The organism is Draconibacterium sp. (genome assembly GCF_041583095.1).
Lineage (GTDB): Bacteria > Bacteroidota > Bacteroidia > Bacteroidales > Prolixibacteraceae > Draconibacterium.
The window spans coordinates 14,560-27,257 of sequence record NZ_JBFHGM010000038.1 but is presented as its reverse complement, the minus strand read 5'-3'; the positions used below and the strand labels follow the sequence as shown (position 1 = coordinate 27,257).

12 protein-coding genes are annotated in these 12,698 nt (G+C 38.2%); 11 read left to right on the top strand and 1 reads right to left on the bottom strand.

All coding sequences use genetic code 11. The annotated features are described in order from the left end of the window. Positions 1–132: 132 nt before the first annotated feature. The 9 genes from ABZB17_RS05775 to ABZB17_RS05735 all read left to right on the top strand — a co-directional run bounded on the left by ABZB17_RS05775 (position 133) and on the right by ABZB17_RS05735 (position 11,077). The gene (locus ABZB17_RS05775; RefSeq protein ID WP_372648518.1) at positions 133–564 is read left to right on the top strand and encodes a hypothetical protein; all 432 of its coding nucleotides are present in this window, start codon (positions 133–135) and stop codon (positions 562–564) included. A gap of 264 nt (positions 565–828) precedes the next feature. Further along, positions 829–3,681 (top strand): TonB-dependent receptor domain-containing protein, encoded by a 2,853-nt coding sequence (locus ABZB17_RS05770; protein WP_372648517.1) that lies wholly within the window; start codon positions 829–831, stop codon positions 3,679–3,681. Between the two features lie 65 nt (positions 3,682–3,746). Next, complete coding sequence (locus ABZB17_RS05765) at positions 3,747–4,931, top strand: DUF4876 domain-containing protein (protein WP_372648516.1); 1,185 nt, start codon at positions 3,747–3,749, stop codon at positions 4,929–4,931. Positions 4,932–4,994: 63 nt separating this feature from the next. Then, a complete protein-coding gene (locus ABZB17_RS05760; RefSeq protein WP_372648515.1) occupies positions 4,995–6,569 on the top strand; it encodes a DUF6850 family outer membrane beta-barrel protein in 1,575 nt (524 codons plus the stop codon). 19 nt (positions 6,570–6,588) lie between these two features. Next, positions 6,589–7,473: an ABC transporter ATP-binding protein gene (locus tag ABZB17_RS05755; protein ID WP_372648514.1), complete on the top strand. Its 885-nt coding sequence runs from the start codon at positions 6,589–6,591 to the stop codon at positions 7,471–7,473. Positions 7,474–7,477: 4 nt separating this feature from the next. Then, on the top strand, positions 7,478–8,152 hold the full coding sequence (locus ABZB17_RS05750) for a hypothetical protein (protein WP_372648513.1): 675 nt from the start codon (positions 7,478–7,480) through the stop codon (positions 8,150–8,152). A gap of 1 nt (position 8,153) precedes the next feature. Beyond that, entirely contained in the window at positions 8,154–9,389 is a 1,236-nt protein-coding gene (locus ABZB17_RS05745; RefSeq protein WP_372648512.1) for a DUF4857 domain-containing protein, read from the top strand. Between the two features lie 70 nt (positions 9,390–9,459). Next, the gene (prmA, locus tag ABZB17_RS05740) at positions 9,460–10,302 is read left to right on the top strand and encodes a 50S ribosomal protein L11 methyltransferase (RefSeq protein WP_372648511.1); all 843 of its coding nucleotides are present in this window, start codon (positions 9,460–9,462) and stop codon (positions 10,300–10,302) included. Positions 10,303–10,405: 103 nt separating this feature from the next. Beyond that, a complete protein-coding gene (locus tag ABZB17_RS05735; protein WP_372648510.1) occupies positions 10,406–11,077 on the top strand; it encodes a phospholipase D-like domain-containing protein in 672 nt (223 codons plus the stop codon). Here the strand turns inward: ABZB17_RS05735 and ABZB17_RS05730 are convergent. Beyond that, positions 11,072–11,584 (bottom strand): metallophosphoesterase, encoded by a 513-nt coding sequence (locus ABZB17_RS05730; protein ID WP_372648509.1) that lies wholly within the window; start codon positions 11,582–11,584, stop codon positions 11,072–11,074. The two genes, ABZB17_RS05735 and ABZB17_RS05730, sit on opposite strands and share 6 nt — an antisense overlap. Positions 11,585–11,717: 133 nt before the next feature. On the opposite strand from ABZB17_RS05730, the gene ABZB17_RS05725 reads away from it, so the two are divergent. After that, complete coding sequence (locus tag ABZB17_RS05725) at positions 11,718–11,996, top strand: putative quinol monooxygenase (RefSeq protein WP_372648508.1); 279 nt, start codon at positions 11,718–11,720, stop codon at positions 11,994–11,996. A gap of 59 nt (positions 11,997–12,055) precedes the next feature. Next, on the top strand, positions 12,056–12,550 hold the full coding sequence (locus tag ABZB17_RS05720) for a histidine phosphatase family protein (RefSeq protein WP_372648507.1): 495 nt from the start codon (positions 12,056–12,058) through the stop codon (positions 12,548–12,550). Positions 12,551–12,698 lie beyond the last annotated feature (148 nt).

The following is a 12,698-nucleotide window of genomic DNA, read 5'->3' as shown; positions in this document are numbered from 1 at the left end:
TAATCTGCTAACTAATCGTTTTACACTGATATTTACTACATTTAACCCCACTATTTTTTGAAACATCTTCGATTGTTGGGTTGTTAATAAAAAATGGTACATGGTTATTCGTTTGGTCAAACATATTATTTCATGAAAAAACTGATATTATTAGTCATTTTGGTCACCTCAATATGCATTATCAGTTGTAATTCGTCCAAAAATTCAGAAGAAATAGCCTCATACACTTACCAGGAGAAAAAAATTGAGATGAGTGATGCCCTGCGGATAAAAATTCCGGATTGGGTTAAAGAAGGAGAAATCTGCTACGGTCTGGTAGTTCAGGTAACCAAAGAAGGGAAACCCGTATCCGGGAAACCGGTAAAAGCCAAAGTGGTTCAAATCGATGAAACCTCGGTAAAAATGAAAGCCCTTGAAACCGTAATTCTATTCGAAGGGGCGGATCGCAACTTAAAGGGAATTAACAAAGGCCAGGTATGGGACGAAAAAGAAGGTGACCTCTACCTCACTTTTTATGAAGCAGTTGAGATGCTTGAGAAAATGGAAATTTATAAGGCTGAGTAACGACACCTCCCAAAATTCAACTATACCATTAAATTTCAGCCAAATACATTCATTATATTTCTATACAATTCTTCCAACACACATTATTTTTTTTACCGGATTAAGAATAATCGATACGAAGAATATTGATTATCTTTAAAATTTTATGGCAAATCGTTAGAATTGCTATTTAAAGACATATAAAAACCGTAAGTTCGACAATTAATATGATAACCAGGAGAAATTAAATTTACGGCACAAAAGAGTCGTTTTCGAATAACAAGTATGAACCAATTTTTTAAGCATACAATTACCCTGATAATTAGCATGCTCCCTTTATATCTGCTTGCCCAAACCACCTATCATATATCAGGAGTTATTGAAAACATTAAAACCAAAGAACACATAGGCCTCGTTGCCATCCAGCTAACTGAACTCAATCGATGGACAACATCCGATTTAAACGGAGAATTCAATTTTGATAATATTCCTGAAGGGAAATATACAATACAAGCCTCATGCTTAGGTTTTGAACGCTATGAAAGTATTGTTGAAATCAGACAAGATTTAAAAAACTATAAACTATCCATGCAGGCAAGTTCTCTTGGCCTGGATGAAATTATCGTTATTGCACGTGAGAATACCAATTTAAGTTCATCTTCAATCATTGAAAATGCAGCTATCGAGCATTCGCAACCCGCTAGTCTGACCGATGTTATGCAATTGGTGCCTGGACAGATCTCGTTAAACCCCGACTTATCAAAAGCCAACCAAATAATAATCAGGGATATAAACACCTATTCAGGTGAGGACAAAACCAGGCAGGCGAATGCCAATGACGCTTTGGGAACTGCCATCATTATAGATGGAACTCCAATGGACAATGATGCCAATATGCAATCGTTAAATACAGCCCAACAGGGCCAATCCGTTGATTTTTCAACAGCAGGTGGTGGTGTCGATCTTCGTCAAATATCTACCGATTATATTGAATCGGTTGAGGTTATCCGCGGAATTCCATCTGTTCAATATGGAGATTTAACAAGCGGTGCAGTGCTGATAAAAACCAAATCGGGGAAAACGCCTCTTAAAGGAAAACTGAAAGCAGATCCGAAAATAAAGCAAGCGGCTATATCAAAAGGAATTTTGCTAAAAGGTGAAAATAAAGGTGCTGTAAATGTTGAATTTGACTATACTCACGCATATGACGATTTACGGCGACCTGCAAGAAGTTATAAACGACTAAACGGACAGTTTGGCTACTCAAATACCTTGTTTAAGAAACACAGGCCTCTCAGTATAAATTTTAAAGGAAACTATTTTCAAACAATCGACAATGAAAAGAAAGATCCTGATCAACGTCAGTTGGAACGTCAGCGAGAAAAAGAATCTGGTGCAGATTTAAAATTATACGGGAAGTGGTCGCTTCAAAAATGGTGGATTGGCAACATTACTTATAACTTTTCGGGTAGTATTACGCAACAAGATTTTTACAGCTATGCATTAAATAACACTTCGGCAACACCTCTACCAACATCCTTCCTTCCGGGCGAATATGCGGTTGAGATTTTACCCTCTCGATATTATTCAGAACTCACCGTTGAAGGTAAACCGTACAATTATTTTGCAACTGTAAAACTCGACTCAAGATTTAAGCTTGGAAGTATGAGCAACTCTGTTATGTATGGTTTTGATTGGCGGGAATCCGGAAACAATGGAGAAGGGAGGCAGTACGATTTAAACCGACCACCATTAAATGCCATCACAACTCGTCCGCGGGCATTTAAGGATATTCCGGCAAGTAAAAAGCTGGCTCTTTTTGCTGAAGACAGAATTAGTTTACCTCTTGGCAATAACACCTTGGAAACTCAAATAGGAATACGTTACAACAATTTCCTACCAAAAGGAATTTTCTCTACCAATGGATTTACATCGTTTGAACCACGAATTAATTTTGCCTACCATATATCTCAAAACTTGACTATCAGAGGAGGCTTCGGGAAAACATCAAAAACTCCCACTATGTTGCACATGTATCCGGATGTCGCTTACATTGATAAAATTAGCTTTAATTATTATCCACCCGATTCACCCGATTTAATAGTGGCTACAACCGAAATTATTGAAGACACCGGTAATCCTGATTTAAAACCGATGACAAATAATAAATATGAATTGGGTGCTGATTTCAATATTTATGGCATAAACTTTATCCTAACCGGATTTCGCGAAAAAATCAGAAATGGCTTTGGTTGGGAAAACCAATACTTTATAATGAATTACCGCAAATGGGATCAATTGGGCAATGGATTTTTGCCAGCTTTTGAGAATGGTGAAATTACCTACGAGGTAAATGGTGAAATGATGACTTTAGGTTGGGATCAGGAAACGGAATTCGAGAGATATATGTCTCCAAAAAATAACTACAGCATCGACAAGAAGGGAGTTGAATATGTTGTTAACTTTGGTCGTATAAATCCGATCAAAACAGAACTCATGGTTGACGGTGCATATTACCATATAAAAAGATCCAGGCATGCAGTTCCAGTAGTGGAAAGAATTACTTCTTCGTACAAGGGAGATTATTTTCCGTATTTAGCTGTATTACCGGGCAACTCCGGGACCATTTCACAACGTTTAAATTCGAATTTCCGAACAATCACTCATATTCCTGAATTAAAAATGATCTTTTCGCTCAACCTACAAACGATTTGGATAAATAAGTCTGAAAGCTTCTGGGAAAACAGTTCAGGATCACCTGTTGCTTATACGAGAGGAGAAAATAACGACAAATTATACGGGCAGTTTACTGTCGGAGAAATTATTTATGTAGATCCTGTAGGTTTTTACGATATGGATATGCAATACTACGAATGGCAGGATAATTACTCGTTTGAAGCCCCCTACTCAACGATGGTAGAAAGACAAGAAGATGATTTTTATGACCAGGAATCGTATCCGACAAACTGGCAACTGAATTTAAAATTGACCAAGGAATTTGGAAAATTTGCGAAGTTGTCGTTTTTTGCGTACAATGTGTTTAATCACCGGCCACTATATAAAAGTAAACGAAGTGGGAATTACACCAGATTAAATCAAATTGCCTACTTTGGAGCAGACCTAACATTTAATTTGTAAATATTAAAAACCGATTTATAGATCATACCATGAGAAAATTTGCACTTATATCCTTATGCTTACTAATGGGTTTATTTCTAATAAACTGTAAAGAGAATGTCACCCCCAGCTATTTAATTACGGTAAAAGTCAATTATCCTGATGGATTTACCGTAACTGATTTCCCTGTGGATGCTGTTGTTACAGCTACCAATACAAATAATACAAGAACGACTACCATATCGGTCACTTCTGATGGTTATGCCATTTTTGAATTGGTAGAAGGAAATTACAATTTTACAACAAGTTTTGTTGCTAACGATAACGATGGCGAGGAATACATTTTTAACGGAATTATATCCAACTACTCTTTAATCTCCGAATCGGAGGTTACAATGGATCTTATTTTAGTAGATAATACCGGAGGTTTTATATTCAAAGAAATCTATTATGCTGGTTCGGTAACTGATGAAGATAAAGGTTATTATTCCGATCAGTTTTTTGAAATTTACAACAATTCGGGAGATACATTATTCGCTGATGGATTGTGTATTGCTCTTCATGAATCAACCTCAACTTCATCACTAACCGCCTGGGTTGACGATAATGGAGAATTGCTTGAAAGAATTCCCTTAACTTTTCAAACATGGATTGTACCGGGAAATGGAATGGAACATCCAATTCTGCCTGGAGAAAGTTTTATTATTGCTCAGGATGGGATTGATCATCAAACCGATGAAATTGGTAATCCCAATTCTCCTGTCAACCTGAGCAACGCAGACTGGGAAACTTACGTCGAATCTTCTGGTAAAGATCTGGATGCTTCTGCAGTACCAAATCTTACATTGGTATACACAACAATTACAACTATATATGATTGGACTGCTTCCAGTTTAGGTCCAGCAACAGTACTTTTCCGACTCCCCGATAATGACTGGGTGGATTATGTTTCTGATGCTAGTAATTTCATGACAAAACCAGGAAGTTCAAGATCAACAGAATACATGATGATTGACAGATCATTTGTTGTTGACGCTGTAGAATGTGCTAAATTTGATGCAGAAGAGGTCTACAAACGTCTGCCTGCCGAATTAGATGCCGGCTATACTTATATTGAAGCTGGTAATAAATCCTCATTATCTGTTCGACGTAAAGCAAAAATGATTATCGGTAACCGAGTAATTTATAAGGATACCAACAATTCTTCGGAAGATTTTCTACACGATTTAACTCCAACACCGGGAGTAAATCCAACCAGTATAGAAGATTAAAGCAGGAATAATTGACTCCACTTGCTATAACAAACTGTTGAAACTTTTAATGTTTCGTTTGAGATGACTAAACTTCAAATCGTATTTATTATGATTTTATCCTTCTTTACTGCAGAAAGGATTTTTGCAAATAATGCGACAAAGGATAGTACATTTTCTTTCAATACATTAAAACTGTTTCAGCTAAAAAACCAATGGCTTAACAGTGGAAATATTGCTGGATTAACTTTTAATGCCAACGAAAACATCGGTGAAGTTTTTGGGGAATACAATTTGGCAGATGGAGATTATAAAAGAGTACGGGAGGCTTCTCATATTGAGAATTACTTACTTTCTACTGAAAGTTACCTGGTAATAAACGATACCTATTTCTACGGGAAATTATCCTACCAATATAGTGATGAAACAGGGAATTTATATACCGGGCTTTTTAATCCGTACAGAGGAAATCCATATGTAATAGGCGATTCCATTCCGGGTGCCAATTTTCACGAAGAAGGTTTTAACCTTTCCGGGGGTGTCGCAAAAAAACTAACTAATAAACTGTCGTTTGGACTATTGGCAGATTACCATATTGGTAAAAGTGCAAAACAAAAAGATCCGCGACCACGAACTGTGATTACTGACTTTTCACTTCGTCCATCAATTATTATCCATTTTCCAAATACTAATCTGGGTTTAGACCTGGGATACAAAAACAGAAAAGAAGATATTGACTACCTTCAGGTGGTAACAGACGATCCCAATCCTACTTATTTTATGTTTAAAGGCATGGGCTTTTACTCTTCGGAAACGGGACAAACAAAATCGCGATATTATAATCAGAATAGTATATCAGCCGGAGTACAGCTTGACACAAAACTTAATGGATTTAGCTCGTTAACAGAAATCAGAGCAACATACAGCAAAGAAATAACCGAAGATGGAACGCGCACAATAAAAAAAGCTGATGCCGGCGATTGGAAAACGTTTCAAGTTGAGCTAAATCAGCAGTTCACCAAACATACTGAAACTTCCATTCAGAAGATTATCTTTCGCACTTCGTTTTTCGATGGTGATGGAATTGAATACATACAAGATGCCATTCTAAATGATGACAATCAAACGGAATACATTACCTTATCAAAAAACCTAAAACTAAACCGAAAGGAGTTCGATGCCGGAGTAAGATTTGATTATTTAAAGCTTGATGACCACGAACAAATTAACTGGGAAACTACTCTACAAGCTCATTACAAATTAAAAGCAGAAAAGTATTATTACATTCCTGAGATTTTTAATGCCGACTATTCGAACCTGGAACTGGGTGTAAAATTTGTAAAAGACTTTTACTTTCGGAAATTTTGTTTGGTTCCAGGAATAGGACTGGATTATCGTTACAATATAGATCATGAGCTAAATCTTTCAAACGACGAAACAATTACCCGCCGACAAAACAAACAACTTTATATCCACGAATTTGAATATCACACAGCCGATTATCTTATGGTCTCACCACAGGTTTATTGTGGATACGAGTTGCCAAAATCGGAAAATATTGACGAACTATTTCTAAAAATCAGATACGAATTCCGGGAAGTAATCGATTCAAATGAAAACATGGGAATCCTAACTGCAAAACTAGGCTTTATGTTTTAAAAGAAGTAAGTGAAATCAGATGAATGCAATTGAATGTAAAAACCTAACCCATTACTACGGCAAAAAGCTGGTTTACGAGAACCTGAGCTTTAGCGTAAAGGAAGGAAGTATACTCGGACTTTTGGGTAAAAACGGTACGGGCAAAACCACTACCATTAACATTTTGAATGGTTTTCTGCAACCGCAAAACGGAGAGTGCCTGATTTATGGAGAGAATACGCAAAACTTATCTCCGCAAAACAAGGCGCGAATTGGATTTCTTATCGAAGGGCACATTCAGTATACCTTTATGAATATTCATCAAATCGAAAAATTTTACTCGAAGTTCTACCCTAAATGGGATAACGAGCCGTACTGGCAACTGATGTCTAAATTGCAGGTTTCTCCAAAGCAAAAAATTTCGACAATGTCGTGCGGGCAACGTTCGCAGGTGGCACTGGGGCTTATTCTGGCACAGGATCCCGATCTGCTTATTCTCGACGATTTTTCAATGGGTCTTGATCCAGGTTATCGACGACTGTTTATCGACTACCTTCGCGAATATGCCAAAGAAAAGAAGAAAACCATTTTCACCACATCCCACATTATTCAGGATATGGAACGCCTGATCGACGATTTGCTGATTATGGATTTTAACCGCGTACTGGCCCAACGCAGTGTAAAATCGTTTATGCAGGAGTTTAAACAGTTTTACCTGGAGCTTGAAAATCCTGCCATAGATATTTCGAACGAGGAGTTTGTAGTTAACAGCGAGAAAGTGAACAACAAGCTGGAGTTGTATACCTACGAGTCGGAGGAAAAGGTTCTGGGCTTCCTAAAAAACAACGGAGTTGCACACAAAAACTTTCGGCAAGTGGAGATGGGGTTGGAAGATGCATTTATTGGACTAACCGGAAAATACTAGCAAAATGTGGAAATCGATTATATACAAAGAATGGCTAAAAATCAAATGGTTTGCAATTATTTACGCAGCACTTGGTATTTTGGTTGTTGGAAATATATTTCTGAAAGTCCAGCACGATTTTGAATTCAGCCAGGAGGCTTATTATTGGTATAGCATTCTTTTCAATCAATACCGGTTTTACGAATACAGTTTATTTAAATTTGTTCCGCTTATTGGAGCATTGGCCATTGCCTTAGCCCAGTATTTTCCCGAAACCGTAAACAAACGAATAAAACTTACTTTTCATTTGCCAATTAACGAAAACAAAGCATTGCTGATGATGATGTTGTTCGGAGCATTTTGCCTGTTCGCCATCGCAGCAGCTCAGCTTCTGCTGTTTACAGGTTTGAGCCTTGTGTATTTTCCTGCAGAGATTGTTCAATCGGCCTTAATTTCAATCGCTCCCTGGTTTTTATGCGGTTTTGTTGTTTATTTCCTGACTGCATTAATCGTTTTGGAGCCGGTATGGAAATACCGTTTTTTATACCTTTTGGTAACTGCCACTTTTGTGCCTCTCTACCTTCAAACAGCCGCTGCGAGAGCCTACTCTCCTGCCCTTCCGCTGTTAAGTGTATTTACGGTTCTTTTATCAGTTGCCTTGTTGTTTTCGGGATACCGGTTTAGAAAAGGAGAAATGTAATATGGTAAAAATCAGCAGATATATTTTAGTTCTTACCGCCATTGTTGGCTTGTCGGTTGTGCTGCCTCAATTTTACCGGATGGCTTTTGAAAAACCAGGCAAAAATCCATTGATACAGTACAGCTGTATCGATCATGACTTTATCATCTTTCGACCGGATGCCGACGATAAATGGACGAACCGCGAAGGAACAAAACTAACACGTGAAGCCTACGAAAAGAAGTTGCCATTCATGTACACACGGCAACTGGTTATGGATGGAACGATGCCCGATTCGATAAATGGAGAAAAAATTAATATCCAACACGCCGGCATATTTCGATCAAACTTTAGGATAACGCCCGATGAAATTCATGCGCCGAACCCCAAACTCTATCCGTTGTTTGAATCACAATCGGGCCGCGCAAATCTGGAAATGCCCAACGACTTTTTCCGCATTACCTGGCGCATGGAATTTATCGATGCCGAAACAAACAGAATTCTCGAAGACAAAAGCCGGATGTTCTCGGCCGTTTTATATAACCGGGATTTTAAGTTCCCGGCAACATCCATAAACGGTATTCCTACCACCCGAAAATCGTACGACGAAGGTTATCTGGTTATAGATTCTGCCAATCAGCTTTTTCATATAAAAATGGTTAAGGGAGAACCTTTTGTTCGCCAGGTTGAACTTCCAACTGGTATGAAGTTCAAAACCATACAGTGTGTTGATTTTAGCGACAAACTTTATTACGCCTATTTATTTACCGAAAATAATGAGCTGTATGTATTGACTCCCTACGATTATATGCTGGAGAAATTTGAGGTTGATGATCTCAATCCTGATAAATACGAAATTCGAATCTACGGCGATTATTTTAATTTTAATGTTATAACAATTGGCAACGGATTTATAAGAACGCAGGTTGTAGACCGCGACCATAACAAGGTTGACGAATATGCTGAAACCCGCCCGATTTACGATACAAGCACCGACGGAAAAATTGCACAGTTGCTGTTCCCCGCCGAATTAAAAATGACTGATGACAATTCGAGCTATGTGAATTTCTTTCTAAAAATGAGCAAATCGTATTGGTGGCTTGTTTTAAGTCTGGTACTAATTATTGCGCAATCCTTCATCATCCGGCAGCGAAAGAAAAATATCAGAACCGAAATTATTGACCTCATGCTTATTGGACTTACCGGAATATTTGGTTTTATCGCCGTAAATATCTTTCCCAATAAATTCATTGATTAAAGAACAAGCAAACTTCCAAGAGTAAGCATCAGTGGATGTTTTTTATACCTTCGCCGCAAATAACAAACAAATGGATTACCAAAAAATAAGTATACAAATCACCCCTTTTCAAGAATGGTTACGCGATGTTTTAAATGCTCAACTGGCCGAAATTGGTTTTGATAGTTTTGTGGAAACCGAAACCGGATTCGACGCATTTATTCCTGCAACTTCATACTCCGAAGAAAGATTGAATGAAGTTCTGGAAGATTTCTCCGGCGATTTTTCTTTTGAAATTCAATCGGAGTTTATCGCCGATCAGAACTGGAATAAAGAGTGGGAAAAGAACTATTTCAAACCACTGATGATTGGCGGCGAATGTCTGATCCGGGCACCTTTCCACACGGAATATCCAGAGGCAAAATACGAAATAGTAATAGAGCCCAACATGGCTTTTGGTACCGGAAACCATGAAACCACAGCGTCAATAATCGCATTGATTTTGCAGAACTACCTCACCGGAAAAACCATTTTGGATATGGGCTGCGGTACGGGAATCCTTGGCATTTTGGCCTCGATGAAAGGTGCCAGGCAAATTACGTCCATCGACATCGACAAATGGTCGTACGAAGGAACACGCGAAAATGCGGCCTTAAATAATATCACCAATATCAATGCAAAACTGGGAGACGCCGGCCTGCTTGGAAACGAGAAGTTTGATTTGATTTTCGCCAACATTCATAAAAATGTATTGCTAAACGACATGGAAGCATACTACAATGTATTGAACGATGGCGGAACGCTGATAATGAGTGGTTTTTACACCGAAGACATCAAAGATATTAGAACAAAGGCCGAAAGCCTGGGAATGAAAGATGCCGGTTTTGTGGAGAAAAATAACTGGGTAGCCCATTCGTTTATTAAAAAAGATTGATGAAGATGAAAATAAATTGATTAAAGATTGACTGATTCGTCTTTGTTCTTTAATCAATCTGCTCAATCTCATTCAATCTACTATCAATCTTATAAAACAAACCATGCAAGACCTTTTTAATTACTTTGTGAAACGTTGCGATTCGTTGCATGAGAACGAGGTGCCTAAATCGATTACCGGCAGGTTAAAAAGACTCAACCGTAAAGACAGGGAGGCATTAAAAAAGCTGCTTATTGAAAAGGGAAAAGAGCTGGAAGCGTCCGGTCACAGCCAGGTAGTTTCGTGGTTGGAAACCAGCCTTAACCTAATTAATGAACATGCTTTTCACTTTAACAAAGTATTTTTCAGCCCGGGAAACGACATTAAAAATGAGATAAAAACCCTGCTCGATCACGCCTCACAAACCGTTGACCTGTGCATTTTTACAATTACTGATAACGAACTGGCGCGTAGAATAGTTTCCTGCCATAAACGTGGAGTAAAAGTGCGGATCATTACCGACGATGAGAAAATGGAAGATAATGGCTCTGAAATTGCCAAACTAGCCGAAGCCGGAATTCCTGTAAAAATCGATCATTCGCATTATCACATGCACAATAAATTTGGCATTATAGATAATAAAATTGCAATAACCGGAAGTTTTAACTGGACTTACACCGCCACCAAACACAACCAGGAAAACCTGGTGGCTACCACAAAATTTGAGATTGTAGAACAATACTACGGAGAGTTTAACCGCCTGTGGAAAGAGCTATACGATTTTAAAGTATTATAATTTTGGCACCGCTTCATGACGAGGTAACTCCCAAATCTCAAGATCACGAATTTCTTTCCCGTCGATTACAAAACGCAAGGCAGTACAAACTTTATGAAAGCCTTTGTATCCGGCAGCTCCGGGATTCATATGTAAAAAATTGAGCTTTTTATCAAAAATCACTTTTAAAATATGCGAATGTCCACTGATAAAAAGATCGGGCGAATTGGTGTAAATATCCGGTTTTACATAGCGCTCGTAACGCCCCGGATAACCGCCGATATGCGTTATCCAAACATCCACCTCCTCGCATTTAAAACGCTGGTGCATCGGATGAACCACACGAACATCCTGTCCGTCAATGTTGCCGTAAACACCTCTCAAAGGTTTAAAATCAGCCAATCGATCTGCAGTTTCGATATTCCCAAAATCTCCGGCATGCCAAATCTCATCCACCTTATCGAAAAAAGTAAAAATACGCTCGTGAATAAATCCGTGTGTGTCCGATAACAGTCCAATTCGTCTCATTAAAATTTGTCTTATTGCTACAAATTAAGTTAAATTTGTTTTAGACAACTTCCACTGCTTAATTAAAAACCGAATTTAGCTTTTTATAATTCCGTTTTGGCCGGGAAGATTCATTTAAAATAAAACAGACACTATGATTGCAATTGTAGCCAAATTTATAGTACACAAAGGACAGGAATCAACATTTTTGAAACTCATTGAAGAATTAGGAGAAGCATCGCGTGCAGAAGATGGAAACATTGAATATGTATTGCATAAAAAAGTGGACGATCCCTTGACGTTTTGCCTTATTGAAAAATGGAAAGATCAGGCCGCGATCGATTTTCACAACAATACTCCGCATTTTACCGGTACTGTTCCTAAAATTGTTGAATTGGCAGAAGTTAGCATTGACCTTTACGAACCGGTTTAAAAATAGCTAACCAGGCCGTTGCTCCACTCAGGTTTGGCTTCGGTCTTTAATTTATATATATGAAACAAGTAGTAATCGTACGACATGGCAAAGCTGTACCTTACGGGTACGAAGATGATTTTACACGCGACCTGCGTGAACGCGGTAAAAACGACGCTAAACTGATAAGTCAGGATTTGAAAAAACAAGGGATAGTTCCGGATACCATTATTTCCAGTCCTGCCAAACGAGCGTTTAAAACGGCCATGATATTTGCCGAGAACCTCGACTTCAAACGTCAGGACATTATTACTGTTGAAGATATCTACGACGGGCTTAGCACCAACGAATTTTTGGAGCTGATACACAAACTACCCCCGGGTTCCAATACGGTATTCTTTTTCGGGCATAATCCAGGCTTTTATTACTACGTGTGCAATTTGCTCGAAGAATTTTACAGCGACATGCCAACCTCATCAACCGTTGGAATAAATTTCGATGTTGAAAGCTGGGATCAGGTAGAAGCAAGAAGCGGGAAGCTGGCATTCCATCTTGTTCCACGTATGTTTAAATAGCAGTTTTTATTTTCACTTATTAAACTTTCGTTTACTTAAATCGCTGAAACTTCCTGTTATTACTTAATTATATTTTCTAAATTAGCACTACTTTTGCGTAAGTTTCCTATTCTATATTCCAATCAATCAGCCTATTGGATCGAATTGC

Excerpts from the sequence above, each read along its gene's own strand:
- ABZB17_RS05755 (WP_372648514.1), top strand. The coding sequence starts at position 6,589 with ATGAATGCAATTGAATGTAAAAACCTAACCCATTACTACGGCAAAAAG.
- ABZB17_RS05720 (WP_372648507.1), top strand. The coding sequence starts at position 12,056 with ATGAAACAAGTAGTAATCGTACGACATGGCAAAGCTGTACCTTACGGG.
- ABZB17_RS05760 (WP_372648515.1), top strand. The coding sequence starts at position 4,995 with ATGACTAAACTTCAAATCGTATTTATTATGATTTTATCCTTCTTTACT.
- ABZB17_RS05750 (WP_372648513.1), top strand. The coding sequence starts at position 7,478 with ATGTGGAAATCGATTATATACAAAGAATGGCTAAAAATCAAATGGTTT.
- ABZB17_RS05770 (WP_372648517.1), top strand. The coding sequence starts at position 829 with ATGAACCAATTTTTTAAGCATACAATTACCCTGATAATTAGCATGCTC.
- prmA (WP_372648511.1), top strand. The coding sequence starts at position 9,460 with ATGGATTACCAAAAAATAAGTATACAAATCACCCCTTTTCAAGAATGG.
- ABZB17_RS05735 (WP_372648510.1), top strand. The coding sequence starts at position 10,406 with ATGCAAGACCTTTTTAATTACTTTGTGAAACGTTGCGATTCGTTGCAT.
- ABZB17_RS05775 (WP_372648518.1), top strand. The coding sequence starts at position 133 with ATGAAAAAACTGATATTATTAGTCATTTTGGTCACCTCAATATGCATT.
- ABZB17_RS05745 (WP_372648512.1), top strand. The coding sequence starts at position 8,154 with ATGGTAAAAATCAGCAGATATATTTTAGTTCTTACCGCCATTGTTGGC.
- ABZB17_RS05765 (WP_372648516.1), top strand. The coding sequence starts at position 3,747 with ATGGGTTTATTTCTAATAAACTGTAAAGAGAATGTCACCCCCAGCTAT.
- ABZB17_RS05725 (WP_372648508.1), top strand. The coding sequence starts at position 11,718 with ATGATTGCAATTGTAGCCAAATTTATAGTACACAAAGGACAGGAATCA.
- ABZB17_RS05730 (WP_372648509.1), bottom strand. The coding sequence starts at position 11,584 with ATGAGACGAATTGGACTGTTATCGGACACACACGGATTTATTCACGAG.